This is a genomic window from Bacillus sp. B28, from assembly GCF_029536185.1.
Lineage (GTDB): Bacteria > Bacillota > Bacilli > Bacillales > Bacillaceae > Bacillus > Bacillus halotolerans.
This window is the reverse complement of the sequence record NZ_CP120511.1, coordinates 1,986,055-2,006,622: the sequence shown is the minus strand read 5'-3', so window position 1 is coordinate 2,006,622 and position 20,568 is coordinate 1,986,055. Positions and strand designations below refer to the sequence as shown.

The window sequence follows — 20,568 nt, the reverse complement described above, 5'->3', positions numbered from 1 at the left end:
GAATGTCAGAATTCAAACAACAGGAGTTGTTCTGGGGCCGCATGTTTCACACGGAAGACCGTCCCAGTGCATTCCCTTCGTTTCAAATGTCCGACTCAACATTAAAGCGTGATGTATCGAGTGCATCTGACTGTATTCACAGTTCATTGAGTTCAGATGTATCCCGGCGCATCCTGACCATGACAAATCAAACGCCGATGGCCGTTTATCTGGTTCTCCTGATCGGAGTTGAATCCCTGTTGTACAAATACACGGGGGAAGAGAGCGGGATTACAGGCGTTCCAACCTTTGAAGACGAAACTGATGAAGATCTTCGTTTAGATCAGCTCATGTTAATCAAGCAGAATATCAATGCCGACAGTACGTTTAAATCGATATTCCATGAACTGAAACATACGCTGGACGAAGCGATCTTATATCAGGACGTTCCTTTTGATAAAATGGCCGGACAGCTGCGGCTGAACTATAATACAAATCATTTACCGATCATCCATACGGTTGTTTCATTAGAGCAAATCCATTCTGATCGTTTCATAGAAACGGCTGCTTCAGATGCTTTATTTCAGTTTGCTATGAGGGAAGACACGATTGATGTAAAGTTATTTTTTAATGAACAAGCTTATGACCGCGAGTATATGTTACAGGTGATCAGGCATTTAAATCGTCTGTTTTCTATCATGTTATTCCAGCCCGACCTCACTCTCGGCCAAGTGGATATCTTGTCTGAAGCGGAGACTAATACTTTTCTCGCTGACTATCATCATACGAAAACTGAATATCCGCGGGATAAGACGATTTATCAGTTATTCGAAGCACAGGTGAAACGAACACCGGATCAACCAGCCATTATTCTCGGAGAAAAGCAATTCACGTATCACCAGCTCAATGAACGCGCCAATCAATTAGCCCGAACCTTGAGGGCCAAGGGCGTTAGGGCGGACCGGCTCACCGCCGTCATCAGTGAACACAGCATCGAACTGGTTGTGGGAATACTGGCCGTATTAAAAGCGGGAGGGGCCTATGTGCCAATTGATCCGGATTATCCGAAGCATCGCATACAGTATATAGTAGAAGACTCCCAAGCTGATATTATCTTGACAGAGAGCCATCTCCGAAAACAATTGGATATGGCCGGCACAATGGTTTTCATCGATGACGAAAGCTCTTACCATGAAGACGGCTCTGATCTTGAACCGATCAGCAGTACGAAGGATATGGCCTATGTCATCTATACGTCAGGTTCCACAGGCAAGCCAAAAGGTGTGGCAATTGAGCATCAGGGCTTAACCAATTATATTTGGTGGGCCCGCAGAGTGTATGTCAAAGGAGAAAAAACCAACTTTCCGCTATATTCATCCATCGCTTTTGATCTGACGGTAACGTCTATTTTTACCCCGCTTATTACCGGCAATGCCATCATTGTCTACAGAGGGGAAAATAAGGTGGCCTTGCTTGATTCCATTGTGCACGATTCGAGGGTGGATATTATCAAACTGACCCCGGCTCATTTGCAGTTATTAAAAGAAATGAACATTCCTCCTGAATGCACCATTCGGAAATTCATTGTTGGCGGCGACAATTTAAGCACGCGGCTCGCCCGAAACATCAGCGGGCAATTCGGCGGCAGAATCGAAATCTTTAATGAATACGGGCCGACAGAGACAGTTGTCGGTTGTATGATTCACTCCTTTGATCAGCAAAACGACAGACGGGAATCAGTTCCGATCGGAGCCCCCGCGGACAACATGAACATTTATGTGCTGGATAAGAGTATGAAGCCGGTGCCCATCGGCGTCCCGGGAGAAATCTATATCAGCGGGGACGGTATCGCCAGAGAATATTTGAATCGGCCAGAATTAACAGCGGAAAGATTTTTACGGAATCCATTTGTACAAGAGGCGAAAATGTACCGGACGGGAGACTTGGCCAGACGGCTTGCGGACGGTAACATTGAATACCTCGGAAGGATCGACCACCAGGTGAAAATCCGCGGTTACCGCATTGAAATTGGTGAAGTCGAAACCGCATTATTTCAAATACCACCGATTCAAGAAGCTCTCGTTATCGCACAAGAAACCAACGGGGAAACGACTTTGTGCGCCTATTTCACCGCACTGCATTCTTTAACCGCAGGCGAGATCCGGGAACATCTGTCCCGTCAGCTTCCTGCCTATATGATACCTGCTTATTTCATACAGCTGACAGCGATGCCGCTTACGTCCAACGGAAAAATAGATCGCCAGGCGCTGCCTGCTCCAACCGGAAATCTCACAGGCAATACCTATACAGCTCCGCGGACAGAACTGGAAAAAATACTGGCAGGAGTGTGGGAGTCGGTATTAGGCGCAGAACGTGTCGGAATCAACGATCATTTCTTTGAGCTGGGGGGAGATTCGATTAAATCGATCCAAGTGACCTCAAGCTTATATCAATCCGGTTATAAACTAGACATCAAACACTTGTTCAAGCACCCGACGATCTCCGGGGTAGTTCCTTTTATAGAGCCGGTCACCCAAATCGCAGAACAAGGGGAAATTAAAGGTCCGACACTTCTGACACCGATTCAGCATTGGTTTTTTGCCCAGCAATACCCTGATCCGCACCACTATAATCAATCCGTTATGCTTTATTTTAAAGAGGGTTTGGATGAATCAAAGCTTCGGGGAGTCATGAAGAAGATCGCTGAGCATCACGATGCTTTGCGCATGGTTTATGTTCCGACAGACCATGGGTACGAAGCCCGAAACCGGGGAATCGATGAAGGAGATTTATTCAGCCTTGAAGTATTCTCTTTACTCGAAGAAATTAATCCCGCCCAAACGATAGAATCGATATCCAATGACATTCAGCAATCCATCCATTTAGCCGAAGGCCCGCTCATGAAACTGGGATTGTTTCAATGTCAGGATGGAGACCATTTGCTGATCGCGATTCATCATCTGGTCGTAGATGGCGTATCGTGGAGGATTTTACTTGAGGATATAACGTTAGCTTATGAACAGCTGAAAAACGGAGAAGCGATCACACTTCCTAAGAAGACGGATTCCTACCTGTTATGGGCTGAACGATTGAAACGTTATGCAGAAAGCGCAGATTTTGAAGCGGAAAATCAATACTGGTTCGGGCAGCTGCATATCCCGCAGCATAAATTGCCAAAGGACAATGAACAGGAGAGCGGTATAGCCGAAGACCGGGAAATCATCATCGTCCAATGGACAGAGGCTGAAACCGAATGTTTATTGAAAAAATCGAACCGGGCCTATACGACTGACATTAACGATTTATTGCTGACCGGACTCTGTACGGCTGTTCATCGCTGGACTGGACATGAAGAGATTCTTGTTCATCTGGAAGGACACGGCAGGGAATCTATCTTTCAAGATCTTGATATTTCACGTACGGTGGGCTGGTTCACAAGCCAATACCCGGTTTCTCTTCAAATTCAGGCAGACCAGGACATCTCACAGCGGATTAGGACAGTGAAAGAACAGCTGCGTCAGATTCCCCAAAAAGGAATTGGATACGGCCTGATTAAATATTTGTCCGATCATCCGAAGGCATCTGACTTGACCGTTCATCCGGAAATCAGCTTCAATTACCTCGGTCAATTTGATCAAGATTTCGAAAATGGAGGCATCGAGGTATCTCCTTACTCCGGAGGGAAAATTGCAAGCGACAGACATCCCATTGCCTATACGCTTGACATCAACGGTATGATCTCAGACGGCCGGCTGTCATTGGCCATCAGTTACAGCGGTAAACAATATCGAAGAGAAACAATGGAAACATGCGCCGCTTTCCTAAAGAACAGCCTAAAAGAAGTCATCGATCATTGTACAGCCCAAAAGCAAATTCAGCTGACGCCAAGCGATATTTCACTGAAAGACATAACAATCGCAGAATTAGATCAATTTGCTCAGCAAACAAAGCATATTGGCGACATTGAAAATATATATCCTTTAACTCCCATGCAGAAAGGCATGCTGTTTCACAGCTTAATCGATGCGGCTTCCAGAGCTTACTTTGAACAAGCCTCTTTTGATCTTAAAGGCGATTTGGATATCGAAGCATTTACGATGAGTTTGTCGCAGCTGGCAGACAGACATGAGATTCTTCGGACTCATTTTTACACCGAATGGAAAGATCAGCCTCTGCAGATTGTCCTCCGAGAAAAACCGATCGAAATAACCGTTGAAGATATTCGAAACATGGAAGATGAACAACGCGGCAAATTGATTGCCGACTTTGTACAAAAAGATAAGGAAAGAGGATTCGATCTTACCCAAGATGCGTTAATGCGCGTATCAATCCTTCGTACAGAGGATGATCAAGCCCGATTGATATGGAGCTTTCATCATATTTTAATGGATGGCTGGTGTCTGCCTCTTGTTACGAAAGAAGTGTTTGAAACCTATTATGAGCTCCTTGATAGAAGAAAACCCGAGCAGGAAGCCGTCACCCCGTACAGCCGATATATCGAATGGCTGGAAGACCAGGATCATAAGAACGCTTCAGCCTATTGGCAAAAATATTTGGACGGTTATGAAGGACAAACCGTTTTACTGAAAGAATCTGTCTCAAACCAAGCCGAGGGATATCAAAAACAAAGGCTTGCATGCCGGCTCGGAAAGCAGCTATCAGAAGAAATCAGGCAGACTGCAAGCAAGCATCACGTCACCGTGAATACGTTTATTCAAAGCGCGTGGGGCCTATTGCTGCAAAGATACAACAACAGTCAGGATGTCGTTTTCGGGTCGGTCGTATCCGGCCGCCCGGCAGAAATTCCGGGTATTGAATCCATGGTCGGCTTATTTATCAACACCATTCCCGTACGTATTACCGCTCAGCCTGGAATGACTGTGGAACAAGTGTTGAAAATGAGCCAGGAGCAGGCATTGGCTTCTCAGGCGTATGATACATTTCCGTTGTATGAAATTCAGGCTCAAACCGAACAAAAGCGGCAGCTGATCAGTCATATCATGGTATTTGAAAATTATCCGGTCGAGAAACAAATGGAGCATATGAAACCGAATCGTGACGCACTGGACATTACCAATTTCCATGTGGAAGAGCACACTCATTACGATTTCAATTTTATTGTCATGCCGGCGGGGAATATCGAAATTCATTTTGTGTACAATGGCAACGTCTATGAACATACAAGCGTCAAGCGGATGGAAGAGCATTTTATGCAAATCATTAAGCAAATGGTGAACAGTCAGGCGATTCGCGTCCAGGACCTGGATATACTTACGGCGGATGAACGTTCGCTTCTTATAGAGGCATGTAATGATACGGCCGCGAATTATCCAAAGGAAAAGACGCTTTATCAATTGTTTGAGGAACAAGCTGAGCGAACGCCGGCGCAGGTGGCGATTGTTTTTGGAGATGAGAAACTAACGTATCGGCAGCTCAATGAACGGGCTAATCAATTGGCTCGAACGTTAAGGGCCAAGGGTGTAAGGGCAGACCGGCTCACAGCCATCATCAGCGAACATAGCATCGATCTGGTTGTGGGAATACTGGCTGTATTAAAAGCCGGCGGCGCCTACGTACCTATTGATCCGGATTATCCGAAGCACCGCATACAGTATATATTAGAAGATTCCAAAGCCGAGATCATCTTGACACAGTACCATCTTCGGCAGCGATTTACACATGCGGGCACGATCGTTCTATTGGATGAGGAAAGCTCTTATCACGAAGAGCACTCCAATCTTGAACGGATCAGCGATGCGAAGGATTTAGCATATGTGATCTATACATCGGGCTCCACAGGCATGCCCAAAGGCGTATTAATCGAACATCGCGGCTTAACCAATTATATTTGGTGGGCTGACAGCGTATATGTCAAGGGAGAAAAAACCAACTTCCCACTGTACTCCTCCATCGCTTTTGACTTAACGGTAACGTCTATTTTTACACCGCTCGTAAGCGGCAATGCCATCATAGTCTTCGGAGGAGAAGACAGGGCAGCCTTGCTTTCATCTATCGTACAGGATGCCAGAGTGGATATTATTAAGCTGACTCCCGCTCATTTGCAGTTATTAAATGAAATGAACATTCCCCATGAGTGCAGGATCCGGAAACTGATTGTAGGCGGCGACAATTTAAGCGTGAGTTTGGCCCGGAGCATCAGCGAGCGATTTCAAGATCAAATTGAAATCTTTAACGAATACGGGCCAACGGAAACGGTCGTCGGATGTATGATTTATTCCTTTGATCCGCAGAAAGACAGACGAGAATCGGTGCCAATCGGTACGGCTGCGGCCAATATGAATATTTATGTGCTGGATGGGGGGATGAAGCCAGTGCCGATCGGCGTTCCCGGAGAAATATACATTAGCGGGGCCGGCATAGCCAGAGGATATTTGAACCGCCCGGAATTAACGGCCGAGAAATTTGTTGAACACCCGTTTGCCGCAGGCGAAAAAATGTACAAAACGGGAGATGTCGCCCGATGGCTTCCCGACGGCAATATCGAGTATGTGGGAAGAATGGATCATCAGGTGAAAATCCGGGGCTACCGGATTGAAATTGGCGAGGTCGAAGCGGTTTTATTGCAACTGGAATCTGTCAAAGAAGCGGTCGTCATCGCGATTGAAGAAGAGGGCTCCAAGCAGCTGTGCGCCTACTTAACCGGAGATGAATCATTACATACAGCGCAGCTGAAGCGGCATTTGCTGAACAAACTGCCTACGTATATGATCCCAGCCTATTTTGTACAAGTAGAGAAGATGCCGATAACCGCTAATGGAAAAATTGATCGAAAAGCGTTGTCGGCTCCTGAGGGAAATAGGCTCACCGGAACCGAATACGCAGCACCCGAAACGTTAATTGAAAAGCAGCTGACCGAGATTTGGAAGAACATTTTAGGTCTCACTGACCCGGGTATTAAAGATAATTTCTTTGACGCGGGCGGCCATTCACTTAAAGTATTGCAGCTGATTCATCAAATTAACGCCGGTATGGGGCTCAACATGCATTATCAAGCCGTATACGATTTTCCTACCATCGAAACAATGGCACGCGCCATTCAAGCCGCGGTCTTCGAGTCCAAGACGGATAACGTATTCGTCAAGCTGAACCAGGAAGATTCAATCCCTGTGTTCTGTTTCCCGCCTTTAATTGGGTATGGACTCGTTTATAATGAAATGGCAAAAAGACTTGATGGCAGCTGCACAGTCTATGCGGCTGATTTCTTAGAAGAGCCGTCTTATGAGAAAGAGATCGTTGACCTGTATGCAGAAAGCATGATAGGCATTCAGGAACAAGGGCCTTTTGTTTTGCTTGGTTATTCTTCGGGATCGAATTTGGCTTTTGAGGTTGCCAAAGCCTTAGAGAAGCGAGAGCGCGTCGTATCAGATGTGATCATGCTTGATTCTAAAATCACTGTTTCGGTTACGCATTCATCAGAAACGGAAATTGAAGAGATCGTCCATCTGAATATGGATATTATTCCGGACTACTACCGAGACATATTAACCATTCCTTCGATTAAGGATAAAATCAGAAGCTACCTTGCGTATCACAATGAACTGATCAATTCCGGCGCCGTTAACAGCAACATACATCATTTGTTGTGTGGCGATTTGACTGATAGAGGATGGACGCAATCAACTGTACAGCATTACCTTGAGTACAAATTAAAAGGAGACCACGTGACGATCTTTGAACCTCATAATATCGAAGAAAATGTGGATGCAATTCGATTTATTATCAAAAGGATTGAAGAACGGCATCATCAAGGACTTATTCTTGATGAACAACTGTCAATGGGATCGTTTGCGGGAGACGCAAAGTTTGACAAAATGTAAATGATCAAGTGTAAAACGCCGCTGGCCTGGCAGTCAGCGGCGTTTTTATTAAAAAGGCGGAGTCATACTCCTGTGTTCGCAAGGCTTACTCTAGAAGCATTCTCCATGAACAGTTTTCATCAAATGGTAAAAAAATCATCATCCATTTTAAGGAAAAAGGAGGATGTCAAGTTATTAGAAAAAAGTGTAGCGTATGTTTATGGGTTCTAGCTCTATTATTGAGTTGCTTCACTGCGGAGTCTGCTTTTGCTGCCGGTACTGCAAATTTGTCCTCAAATGTTAAAAGATCCCCAAATTTAAAGAAAAAGGAGGAGCGTTAAGTTATGTCTAAAAAATGTTGCGTATGTTTATGGGTTCTAGCTCTATTATTGAGTTGCTTCACTGCGGAGTCTGCTTTTGCTGCCGGTACTGCAAATTTGTCCTCAAATGTTAAAAGATCCCCAAATTTAAAGAAAAAGGAGGAGCGTTAAGTTATGTCTAAAAAATGTTGCGTATGTTTATGGGTCCTTGCTTTATTATTGAGTTGCTTCACTGGGAAGTCTGCGTATGCTGCCAGTACTACAATTGCAAAACATGCAGGGAATTCAAACCCGCTTATAGACCATCATTTGGGAGCAGATCCGTTTGCGCTGACCTATAACGGAAGAGTCTACATCTATATGTCAAGCGATGACTATGAATATAATAGCGACGGAACGATTAAGGATAATTCATTTGCCAATTTGAATAAAATATTCGTCATATCTTCAGCGGATATGGTGAACTGGACAGATCACGGAGCGATTCCCGTAGCGGGTGCCAATGGGGCGAATGGCGGCCGGGGGATTGCCAAGTGGGCAGGAGCATCATGGGCCCCGTCAGCCGCGGTGAAAAAGATCAATGGTAAGGATAAATTTTTCCTTTATTTCGCAAACGGCGGCGGAGGTATCGGGGTTCTCACCGCAGACAGCCCGACCGGCCCATGGACAGATCCGATCGAAAAAGCGCTGGTAACGCCAAATACGCCAGGAATGTCCGGTGTTGTATGGCTTTTTGATCCGGCAGTATTCGTAGATGATGATGGTGCCGGTTACCTATATGCCGGCGGAGGCGTTCCGGGCGGTTCAAATCCCACGCAGGGGCAATGGGCCAATCCTAAAACAGCAAGAGTCATGAAATTAGGGCCTGATATGACCAGTGTTGCCGGAAGTGCATCTACGATTGATGCGCCTTTTATGTTTGAAGATTCGGGAATGCATAAGTATAACGGAAAATATTACTATTCTTATTGTATCAATTTCGGGGGCGCGCACCCGGCCGATAAACCTCCAGGTGAGATCGGCTATATGACCAGCTCAAGTCCTATGGATTCTTTTTCGTATAGAGGGCACTTTCTGAAAAATCCGGGAGCATTTTTCGGAGGCGGTGGGAACAATCACCATGCTGTTTTCAATTTTAAAAACGAGTGGTATGTGGTGTATCATACTCAAACTGTCAGCTCCGCTCTGTTCGGGGCCGGCAAAGGATACCGTTCTCCCCATATTAATAAGCTTGTGCATAATTCAGATGGCTCCCTGCAAGAGGTAGCGGCAAATTTTGCAGGGGTCAAACAGCTCTCCAACTTGAATCCATATAACCGGGTAGAAGCGGAAACGTTTGCCTGGAACGGACGGATTTTGACAGAGGCATCCTCAGCACCCGGCGGGCCGGTCAATAATCAACATGTCACAAACATTCATAACGGAGACTGGATTGCTGTAGGAAATGCAGACTTCGGGTCAGGCGGTGCCAGGACGTTTAAAGCAAATGTAGCATCTGCTGGAGGAGGAAAAATAGAAGTGCGTCTCGATAGCGTAAACGGCAAGCTTGCAGGAACCCTGAATGTACCTCCCACAGGCGGAACGCAATCTTGGAGAGAAATAGAAACTGCGGTAAGCGGCGCATCCGGTATTCACAACGTATTCTTTGTATTTACCGGAACTGGTACAGGAAACTTGTTTAATGTTGATTACTGGCAGTTTACGCAAAGATAACACCAGTTATGGCACCGCTTGCTTGCGATATAAAAGCAGACAGAACACATTTTTCTAATACGGTAAAAGACATTGAAGGAGAGGAAAAAATGATGTCGAGCGTCAAAAAAACAATTTGTCTACTATTGGTATGTTTCACTATGCTGTCAGTAATGTTAATGGGCCCAGGCGCTGCTGAGGTCTTGGCGGCAAATGATGTAACAGTTAATATTTCTGCAGAAAAACAAGTGATTCGCGGTTTTGGAGGAATGAACCACCCGGCTTGGGTTGGAGATTTAACTGCTGCTCAAAGAGAAACTGCTTTTGGCAATGGACAGAATCAGTTAGGCTTTTCGATCTTAAGAATTCATGTAGATGAAAATAGAAATAATTGGTACAAAGAAGTAGAAACTGCAAAGAGCGCGATCAAACACGGGGCAATCGTTTTCGCTTCTCCTTGGAATCCTCCAAGCAATATGGTTGAGACCTTCAATCATAATGGTGACACATCAGCTAAACGCCTAAGATACGATAAGTACGCCGCATATGCGCAGCATCTTAACGATTTCGTTACCTTCATGAAGAGTAATGGAGTGAATCTGTATGCGATTTCCATCCAAAACGAGCCTGATTACGCTCACGAGTGGACGTGGTGGACGCCGCAAGAAATACTTCGCTTTATGAGAGAAAACGCAGGCTCGATAAATGCCCGTGTCATTGCACCTGAGTCTTTTCAATACTTGAAGAATTTGTCTGACCCAATCTTGAACGATCCTCAGGCTCTTGCCAATATGGATATTCTCGGAACCCACCTGTATGGGACTCAGGTCAGTCAATTCCCTTATCCTCTTTTTAAACAAAAAGGAGCGGGGAAGGACCTTTGGATGACTGAAGTATACTATCCGAACAGTGATAACAACTCAGCGGATCGATGGCCCGAGGCCTTGGATGTTTCACAACATATTCACAATTCGATGGTTGAAGGGGATTTTCAAGCTTATGTTTGGTGGTACATCCGAAGATCATATGGTCCTATGAAAGAAGATGGCACGATCAGCAAACGTGGCTACAATATGGCTCATTTCTCAAAGTTTGTGCGCCCTGGATATGTAAGGATTGATGCAACGAAAAATCCTAATCCGAACGTTTACGTGTCAGCCTATAAAGGTGACAACAAGGTCGTTATTGTTGCCATTAACAAAAGCAACACAGGAGTCAACCAAAACTTTGTTTTGCAGAATGGATCTGCTTCTCAGGTATCTAGATGGATCACCAGCAGCAACAGCAATCTTCAACCTGGGACGAATCTTAAAGTAACGGACAATCATTTTTGGGCCCATCTTCCAGCTCAAAGCGTGACAACATTTGTCGTAAATCGTTAAAGGCACCTAAGGCAAGCGTACCACGTTGAAATTGAGCGATTTTCCGATCGGAAAATCGCTTTTTTCGTGTCTTGCGTCTGAAGCATACAGCATTAAAGCCTTACATGCGGGAGACATCAGTTTTTCATTGTTATATTTTAGCTGTATTATACGCCAACTTTGATAAAGCATTAATAGATCCTAATTTGGAGGTGTGGTTAAATAGCTAGAAGCAGATTTTATGAAAAACCAGACATTGATCCAAAGAGTTTAGATACTTCTCGATGGCAAAAAGTATTAACTGAAACATTTTTATACATTCCTGAGGACATTTTGCTTAAAATATATCTGAATGTGCTAAAGGACTAGTCATCCCCTTAATCAAGGACATTTTACGCCGATTGAGGGTTGATGGATATCTCCGCCCTGATATTGACGACGACTTGATTTCTTTTATGTTTGAGTCAATCAGTTTCATTTAGTCATGTTTTTTAGGGAATTCGATATTAAGGACTCTAAGCTGCAACATAAGATTAAGTAAGTACTTTGCGCTGACTTTATGGGTCATGGGATGCTTGAAGATCATAAATATTCTGAAATTGTTAGCGATCACAAGAAAGTCAGGGAGTAGATATGATTTACTGAAGATAGGATGTAATAGTTTCACAGTTTTGAAAAGCGCTTATAGAGCAATGTTTGTATTTCACATTCGCCACTTTTATTAATTAAGGGGGAAAACGAGAATGAAAACTTATGACGCATTTCCAGAACCAATTGGCGGCTATACTGTCGGCCGAACCCAGATGGATTTTGAGTACACGGCATCAGATCACTCAAAAAGAGAATTGACCGCGTTTGTGTACTATCCGTCCGACAGCAGCGAAGGTAAGACTACATCAACGTACATGTTTCCTGAAGTCTACGAGATGTTTCATGAGCAGCCACTTGTCACTGCGTATCTAAAAGGGAAGGATGTTTTCTCTATAGATATCAAGACCCAGTGTTACGACGACCTTGCTCTCTCCGGGAAGGAAAAGCGCTATCCGGTGTTATTCTATGTTTGCGGCGGGGGCGGTTCTCCAGAATGGGGTACAGTGATCTGTACAGACTTGGCAAGCATGGGATATGTTGTGGTAAGCATCGGGCATCAGAATAGCACGATGTATAAGCGTAAAGATGGGCGCCTGTTTAATGTATCAAAGGATTTTTCGGATGTCATTATGGCGTTTTCTGAAGATCAGGAGATGCGGGCGTTGGCTGGTAAGATGGAAATGCGGCCTGACGATGAAACTGCCATTGAGATGTGCCGTAACGTGCTTCAACTGCCGATACTTGACAAGTTAACAGAGTATAGTGAATTACAGGCGGAAGATGTAAGGTATGTAGCCAATTATCTTTACAAACTGGACTCTGGAGAGCTGAATTCCATCTTTAAACGCAGATTGTTGCTTGATATCGGCATGGGCATAGTCGGACATTCTTACGGAGGGCCTACAACGGCGATTGTTTGCCGGGACGACGACCGGTTCGCCTGCGGGATTGGCTTGGATAGCGGTGCGTTCGGCCTTCTCGACAGCGACCTAAAGAAACCCTTTTTGCTGCTTTTTTGTGAACCTAACTATAACATGAATGCGATAATTGGCGCTAACAATAGCATGGAAACCTATTATTTCTCTGTTGATCGTGTTGCGCATTTAGATTACTGCGACATTGTGTTTACCAGTGCTTATGAGGAGCTCAGAGGCGAACGGGATGCTATGGAGATGCGAAATCTTGTTACAGACTATACGAAGAACTTTTTTGATCATTACATACTGCAGAAGGCTGCAAGTGTGGAGAGTCTGGCATACGATGGCGTGGACTTGATCAAGAAGACCAGCAACAAGTGACATTACCGATTGCTGTAGGGAGAGGGATGCTCCGCAATCCATATTGGGCATTGGAAGCAGCAAAACAATTTAAAAAATCAACTGACGAATGGGTTCCAAAACAGTATGAAGCTGGTTTCTAAATATTGATTTTAATTTAGATAAATAGAATATTATTAAAAGCTCAAGGGTGCAATGATTTGTCAAATTTCATTGCACCTAAACAATTATTGTTTTCGTGAGCTACTGTAAAGGACCGAATTCGACTATGTCTTGGCCATGAAAGTTTTTTCTTATACAGAGAATAATCCTGGCATAAGAGAGGCTGAACAACCATGGTGTAGATTTTCGACTTATTTTAGTTTACATAATATATATTCTAGGAAGTAATTAATTTTAAAGAAATTCTGTCTCAATAACAAAGTATACTTAAGTTAGTGAGACAGAATAAAAAATCACTTACAGGTTGACCAATTTCGATTGCTTTTCATTTCAAGTGTCAAAACCCTGAGCTTCAGCAAGTCTGATTAAGAAACTTTAAAATGGCGAAGTCAACCCATAATAAACGGCTTCCAGCTCTTCCAATGTCATATCACCGTATGCGCATTTGATCACCGAATCAGCAAACTCATCATAATCATAATCGCTGGTAAAGCGTTGCTGCAGAAGTTTTTCGTAGGCTTCAATCTGTTCTTTTTGGTTTTGGATATCTTTTTCCTTTCCTGGATAGTCCGGTCCGTTAACCAAGTCGCTGTTTTGTTTGAACAGCAACATATACTGTTTCAATGTTTCGTCCACAGCTTGTACCTCCTTGTTCTGCCGCTGATTAGATAATGAAAACGGACACCAATTGTGATGTCCGTCAAAACAGGCACTATTTGGGTTCAGTTCCCCAAATCAGTTTTCCGTTATTATATAATGTGATTTTTTTTGTATCTTTAAACGTATTTGACTGGAAAAAAGAATAATCCCCGGCTTGTGAATAATTGCTCCAGTCCTCATTGTGAAGACGAATTTGAATTTCTCCGGTGCTTGCTCCCGGTGACAGCGTCCCGTTTCTAAACCCAAGTTCCAAATAGGCATCTGCACCTTTTACAGGTTTAGATAATGTCACAAACTTGTGCGTCACATTGCTGCATCCCATCTTCGCATAGTCACAGTCGAAGTTTTGGCCTTTGTTTTTCGTGTTATACCAGTAGCGGACAGTTACATTTTTTAAGTTAACGGTGGTCTTGGTGTTGTTTTTCACATTGATCTGAGGACGGATTTGGTTGCTGTTCACACTTCCATCCCCTGTTCTGTATTGTACAGAGATGCTGTTTTCCTGTGCAGGTTTCTCTTGCTTTGGCGTCTCAGATCTGTCTTCACTCGAATTTTGGGAGCTGCGGATGTTTTCTCTTACAAATGTCCCTGAAGCGGATAAATCTGATAACGGCCAGCCGCCTGTTTTAGATGCCCCCGGCTTTAAAGCTGAGGATGATTCCTGCTTATCAGAAAGGTTCCAGTTTACCCAGCTGATTTTCTTGCTGTCGAGATAATTCAGCCATTCTCTCGACTGGTCAAGGTATACACCGCCATTTCCGGAAGCGTCACTCGTCCCCCATTCCGTTACAAAAATCGGCGCTCCTTTGCTGAGCGCATAGTCCGCTTTATCCCTTAAAAACTGGCCGTGGGTGCCGGCATAAAAATGAAGCGCGTACATGACGTTAGCATCCTTAAGCTGATCATCCGCAGCATCGTTGACATCCTGGCTCCAAGTGCCTGTTCCGGTAATAATGATGTTATCCGGGTCATTTTTACGGATAACAGAAATCACTTCTTCCGCATACGGTTTGATATCGCGCTTCCAATTTACATCACCGTTCGGTTCATTAGCAATTTCATATATAACGTTTGGTGAGCTTCCGTAAAGGCTTGACATTTCCTTAAAGAATTCCTTCGCCTTCTCTTTATTTTGATTTGGATTGCCGTCATTTAAAATATGCCAGTCAATGATAACATATATCCCGAGCTCTTTTGCCGCTTCAACAGCTTCTTTGACTTTATTTTTCACAGACGGATTCTCGATATAACCGCCGTCAGCCGTGTACATTGCCGCCCGGAAGACGGTAATTCCCCAATCGTCTCTTAGCCATTTTAAAGTGTCTTTATTGACATAATCACCGAACCACTGCAAACCGTGTGAGCTGATTCCTTTCAGCTGTACCGGTTTTCCGTTTTGATTGACTAGCTGAGTACCTTTGATACTAAGCTGGCCATTAAGGGCTACAGGCGTTTTCGCCCCTGCTGCAGAGGCTTCTGGTGCCGCGACACCGCTAATTGTTAATACTGTCATTAATAAACAAGCGATAAAGATAGAGACTGAACGTTTCATATAGCATTCTCTCCTCCTCCAAATAATCATGTAAAACGTATGCCTATTAGCTGCCGCTCTCCCTCCCTTTCTTTTTTTAAACACGCACTCATTGTAAAAATCTTTCTCATGATTGTCTATCAACCTAATTTCTTGTTTTTAGGCGGCTTAAAAGCCTGTCTATTGACTCTTTTTGTGTTGCTTTCTATACAGCTGACACGTGTATATCAGGGATAATAGTGCTTGTTCAGGACTTTACACGTTATTTTTTGATGAAATCAAAAGATTCCGCTTTTTTTCGGCAAATAAAAAGCTGCATTCAAGTCATTAAATGCAGCCGTATTCTTTATGAATTTATGCTTCTTGTTTCTCTTCTTCCCAAGTTTCAGCGTGTTTCAGTCCTGGGATATTTTTCGCTTTAAACACAGGATCAAGTCCTTGTTTGCGCTGTTTCGCGTAATCTTTATAGACTTTGTATGCTACGTTTGACAGCAGTGTGATCACAACTAAGTTAATCAGCGCCATAACCCCCATAAAGAGATCCGCCATGTCCCAAACAATCTGGAACCCTGCTACACATCCAAAGACAACCATAGCAATAACCGCAATACGGTAAATGTTCAGCCATGTTTTGCTTGTTTTAATGAATTCAATGTTTGTCTCGCCATAATAGTAGTTTCCGACAACTGAGCTGAAAGCGAATAAGAACATTGCGACTGCTATAAAACTAGGCGCCCATCCCCCAATATGGTGGTCCAAAGCAGCCTGCGTTACTTGGATGCCGTCACCTTTTGGTGTTACACTGTACAGTAAAATAATAAACGCTGTGGACGTACATACGATAAATGTATCGAAAAACACGCCTAATGTCTGGATAAAGCCTTGCTTAGCCGGATGCGAAACATGAGCTGTCGCAGCAGCGTTTGGCGCGCTACCCATTCCCGCTTCGTTAGAAAAAAGTCCGCGCTGTGCACCGATGACAATGATAGCTCCTATTCCTCCGCCGACAACTTGTTCAATTCCTAAAGCGTTTTTGACAATTGTCGCAATAACGCTTGGGAATGCAGAAATATTTGTGAATACAACATATAGTGCAATAAGAATATAAAGCCCCGCCATGACCGGAACAATCAACTGTGTCACAGCGACAACACGTTTTAAACCGCCAAAAATAATAAAAGCCGTTAAAACAGCAAGAACAACAGCGACAACTATTTTATTCACATGAAAAGCGCCTTCTAACGCTCCTGCAATTGTATTTGATTGAACAGCGTTAAAGATTAAACCGAATGATACGGTAATTAAGACAGCAAATACGATGCCAAGCCATCTGACTCCAAGCCCCTTTTGGATATAGTAAGCCGGTCCGCCTCGGAAATCGTCTCCGTCCTTCACTTTATAAAGCTGAGCTAACGTACTCTCAACAAAGCTTGATGCCATACCAACAGCTGCTACAACCCACATCCAAAATACAGCGCCTGGTCCGCCTGTCGCAATTGCTAAGGCAACACCAGTCAAGTTCCCTGTACCGACTCGGGATGCGGCAGAAATAAAAAATGCCTGCATAGAAGAAACACCTTTGTTGCCTTGTGGCTTCTCACCTACTATTCTAAACATTTCGATAAAGTAACGGAATTGGATAAAACCAAAACGAAGTGTAAAAAATAATCCAAGCCCTATTAAAATATAAAATAAATATTTCCAGATAAAATCACTTGGAATATTAATCAAACTGTTGAAAAAAGACTCCATATTTACCTCCTGTTTCATCAATTCATTGTGAATTCAATTTTGATGTTAGATTTTTTAACATGACGAGTATTATTATATCACAATATGTCGAATTAGGAAGTTTTTTCGGAAGAATATTATGTTAGTTTGATTTTTTATTTCCTATGAATAAAATCATTAGAAATCAATAAAAAGAGTCTCCCTTTCTATACATTCACCGCTTGTTTCTCCCTAACCTAAGGGTGTATATCGTGATAATGTTTGAGCTGCAAACATATCTTTAAAATATGTTTTGAATCACACCCTAGATCGGGTATACATATACTAATAAAAGACATTTCACTTTAAAAAGGAACTGAAACGATATATACTTAACAAAGTGAATTTTATTTTTAAATTTAATAAATCAGGTTTACTTTTAAGACGGTCTGGGGTATCATTATAAAAATATTCAGTAATATCGAAGGGGGGAGATCATTTGAAAAAAGTAACGATACTTAAAGCGTCCATCTTATTTTTGGCGATTGCCAGTTTTCATTTGTTCTCAATCCCCCACGCCTTTGATATTGGCCATCATTATAAAGCGGTAGCCGACCAGCAGGAAATGCATGAGATGAAAGCTGGCCAAAATGCAGATGATGAAAAGAAATCCATCACCGGAGCTTTTGCGCTGACTGCCTTCTCAATGGCTGTGCTGCTGATGACCGCGGAAAACAAAGATATATGTTACTCCCGGAGACGGCAGCGAAGAAAAAGCTTTATACTGGCCAAATTTTATCAATCGTCTTATTTCGACAAACTTCATGTTCAACATCACCCGAATATATAACGAAAATATGAGGAGGCTGTTAACATGTTGTTTATCTTAAGAATGGTGATTTTAGGCTTATTCTCTTTCACAGCGCTGAACTTATTTGTATGGCAAGGTATTGAAGTCATTCATGCCGTGACAGACTTATTCACCAGCCATGAAAGCTGATGAAAAACAAAATATACCCGCTCACGATATGTGAGCGGGTTTTTTAATGATTATTCAGTTGTAAGACGCCAGACAGCTGTGACCTTGCCTGATTCTTCTTCATCAATAAAGAATGAACCATTGCTGTATCTGTCGTTTGTTCGCAGCTCTTTAGCCTGCAGTTCTTTTTTGTCCCCTTTTTCCGTCTCTGCCATAAACCGCTCATCAAGTCCGCACGCGAACAGCGAAACGACACGATGCGGATTTTTCTTCAGTTCACGCAGCATAACGACTCCCCGTTTTGCACGGGAGGTCTTTTCAAACTCAGAAAGACTCATACGTTTGACCGCTCCCCGCTGTGTAAACAATACGAGAGAATCAGACTCATGCAGAATTTCTCCTGACACGACAAAGTCTCCATCTTTCAAGTTAATTCCTTTAACGCCAGCTGCACGTGCGCCCACAACATTTACTTCATCTTCTCCAAACCATAGGCCATATCCGAGATGTGTCGCCATCAAGATCTGACTGTCACCATTTGTCACATGTACATCAATCAGCTCGTCTTCACCCTTTAGATTTAAAGCCACAAGTGCTTTAGAATAACGCTGTGCTTTGTAATGGGTGAGTTCTGTCTTTTTCACCATGCCGTTTTTCGTGAAGAATAAAAGATAAGCAGATGGATCAAACTCTTTTATCGGTATGGCCTTTACAATCGTTTCGTCACGTTCAATCGTGATTATGTTAGAAAAATGCTGGCCCATGTCCTTCCATCTGATATCAGGCAGCTGGTGAACCGGACAATAGATATAGCTTCCCTTATTCGTGAAAAGCAGCAGCACATCTGTCGTATTCATTTCAAACTGGTGCAGCATCCTGTCTGTGTCCTTCATTCCAAAATCCTGTCCGTTTGAAGCGGCAAAGGAACGCTGGCTTGTGCGCTTTAAGTAGCCATCTTTTGTAACGGTCACGTATACATCCTCAGAGGCAACCATGACTTCAAGATTAATTTTGATTTCCTCAATTTTTTCTTCAATGACAGAGCGTCTCGTGTCTGCATATTTCTTTTTCAGCGCTTTTAAGCTGTTTGTAATGACCTTTAACAGCTTTTTATCATTGCTCAAAATCGATTCAAGCTCTTCAATATTTTTGCTGAGCTCTTCAGCCTCTTCCTTGAGCGCTGTGATATCGGTATTTGTTAAACGATATAGCTGCAAGGACACGATAGCTTCAGCCTGAGGCTCAGTGAATTCATATTTCGCAATTAAATTGTTTTTGGCGTCACGTTTATCGCTAGAGGAGCGAATCGTTGCGATAACTTCATCCAAGATCGATAAAGCCTTCATAAGACCTTCTACAATGTGATGTCTGTCTTTTGCTTTTTGAAGCTCGTAAACGGATCGGTTTGTGACAACTTCTTTTTGGTGGCCGATGTATGCATCTAAAATAGCTGGCAGACTCATCAGCATTGGACGGCGGTTGTGGATCGCCACCATATTAAAGTTATACGTAATCTGCAAATCAGTATTTTTATATAAGTAATTCAAAATGCCCTTGGCATCTGCTTCTTTCTTTAGTTCTACGACCACTCTGAGGCCGGTTCGGTCTGTTTCGTCTCGAACCTCGGAGATGCCCTCAACCTTTTTATCAATACGGTACTCGTCCATTTTTTTCACAAGGTTGGCTTTATTGACTTCAAACGGAATTTCTGTAATCACAATTTGCTCACGTCCGCCTCTGATCGCTTCAATCTCAGCTTTTCCGCGGATAATAATTTTCCCTTTTCCGGTTTCGTAGGCTTTTCTAATGCCATCAACGCCCTGGATAATTCCGCCTGTCGGAAAGTCAGGCCCTTTGATCACTTCCATGAGATCGTCTACAGAGCATGATGGCATTTGAATGCGTTTAATAACAGCATCAATGACTTCTCCTAAATGATGAGGCGGTATATCAGTCGCATATCCTGCAGATATACCGGTAGATCCGTTGACCAGCAAGTTAGGGAACATAGCCGGAAGTACAACAGGCTCCTTGCTTGTATCATCAAAGTTTGGGACAAATTCAACAGTATTTTTGTCAATATCCCGCAGAAGCTCTGATGCAATCGAAGACAACTTCGCTTCTGTGTAACGCATGGCCGCCGGAGGATCTCCATCTATACTTCCGTTATTCCCGTGCATTTCAATTAATACATTCCGCACTTTCCAATCCTGGCTCATCCGCACCATTGCTTCATACACCGAACTGTCACCGTGCGGATGGTAGTTACCGATGACATTACCGACCGTTTTGGCCGCTTTTCTGAAATTTTTATCAAATGTGTTTCCGTCTGTATGCATCGCATACAGAATTCTGCGCTGTACGGGCTTCAAACCGTCGCGCGCATCAGGCAGCGCCCTGTCTTGAATAATATATTTACTATAGCGTCCAAAACGGTCGCCGATCACCTCTTCTAATGGTAAATCATGAAATAATTCTGGCTGTGACAA

Annotated in this window: 10 protein-coding genes and 1 pseudogene; 7 read left to right on the top strand and 4 right to left on the bottom strand. The window is 43.5% G+C overall.

Translation table 11 applies throughout. The features are described 5' to 3' along the window. The first annotated feature begins 2 nt into the window (after window positions 1-2). The 5 genes and pseudogenes from P3L57_RS09890 to P3L57_RS09870 form a co-directional block, all read left to right on the top strand. A complete protein-coding gene (locus P3L57_RS09890) occupies window positions 3-7,817 on the top strand; it encodes a non-ribosomal peptide synthetase (protein ID WP_069486604.1) in 7,815 nt (2,604 codons plus the stop codon). Between the two features lie 473 nt (window positions 7,818-8,290). Then, window positions 8,291-9,829, top strand: coding sequence for a glycoside hydrolase family 43 protein (locus P3L57_RS09885; protein WP_069486602.1), 1,539 nt, complete (start codon window positions 8,291-8,293; stop codon window positions 9,827-9,829). An 89-nt stretch (window positions 9,830-9,918) separates the two neighbouring features. Next, window positions 9,919-11,190: a glucuronoarabinoxylan endo-1,4-beta-xylanase XynC gene (gene xynC, locus P3L57_RS09880; protein WP_069486601.1), complete on the top strand. Its 1,272-nt coding sequence runs from the start codon at window positions 9,919-9,921 to the stop codon at window positions 11,188-11,190. A 722-nt stretch (window positions 11,191-11,912) separates the two neighbouring features. After that, complete coding sequence (locus P3L57_RS09875) at window positions 11,913-13,058, top strand: alpha/beta hydrolase (RefSeq protein ID WP_059291728.1); 1,146 nt, start codon at window positions 11,913-11,915, stop codon at window positions 13,056-13,058. An 8-nt stretch (window positions 13,059-13,066) separates the two neighbouring features. After that, a pseudogene (locus tag P3L57_RS09870) lies at window positions 13,067-13,180 on the top strand (NADPH dehydrogenase); the annotation flags it as partial. Window positions 13,181-13,574: 394 nt separating this feature from the next. Here P3L57_RS09870 and P3L57_RS09865 read toward each other — a convergent pair. The 3 genes from P3L57_RS09865 to P3L57_RS09855 all read right to left on the bottom strand — a co-directional run bounded on the left by P3L57_RS09865 (window position 13,575) and on the right by P3L57_RS09855 (window position 17,142). Then, complete coding sequence (locus P3L57_RS09865) at window positions 13,575-13,835, bottom strand: YnfE family protein (protein ID WP_069486600.1); 261 nt, start codon at window positions 13,833-13,835, stop codon at window positions 13,575-13,577. A gap of 76 nt (window positions 13,836-13,911) precedes the next feature. Then, window positions 13,912-15,411, bottom strand: a complete 1,500-nt coding sequence (locus P3L57_RS09860) for a cellulase family glycosylhydrolase (RefSeq protein WP_069486599.1) — start codon at window positions 15,409-15,411, stop codon at window positions 13,912-13,914. Window positions 15,412-15,744: 333 nt separating this feature from the next. Next, a complete protein-coding gene (locus P3L57_RS09855) occupies window positions 15,745-17,142 on the bottom strand; it encodes an alanine/glycine:cation symporter family protein (RefSeq protein ID WP_059291731.1) in 1,398 nt (465 codons plus the stop codon). A 457-nt stretch (window positions 17,143-17,599) separates the two neighbouring features. Here P3L57_RS09855 and P3L57_RS09850 point away from each other — a divergent pair, with 457 nt between their 5' ends. Beyond that, window positions 17,600-17,950, top strand: coding sequence for a hypothetical protein (locus P3L57_RS09850; RefSeq protein ID WP_044155717.1), 351 nt, complete (start codon window positions 17,600-17,602; stop codon window positions 17,948-17,950). A gap of 24 nt (window positions 17,951-17,974) precedes the next feature. Beyond that, entirely contained in the window at window positions 17,975-18,100 is a 126-nt protein-coding gene (locus P3L57_RS09845) for a hypothetical protein (protein ID WP_010334426.1), read from the top strand. Window positions 18,101-18,150: 50 nt separating this feature from the next. On the opposite strand, the gene parC is transcribed toward P3L57_RS09845, so the two are convergent. Then, complete coding sequence (parC, locus tag P3L57_RS09840) at window positions 18,151-20,568, bottom strand: DNA topoisomerase IV subunit A (RefSeq protein WP_069486598.1); 2,418 nt, start codon at window positions 20,566-20,568, stop codon at window positions 18,151-18,153.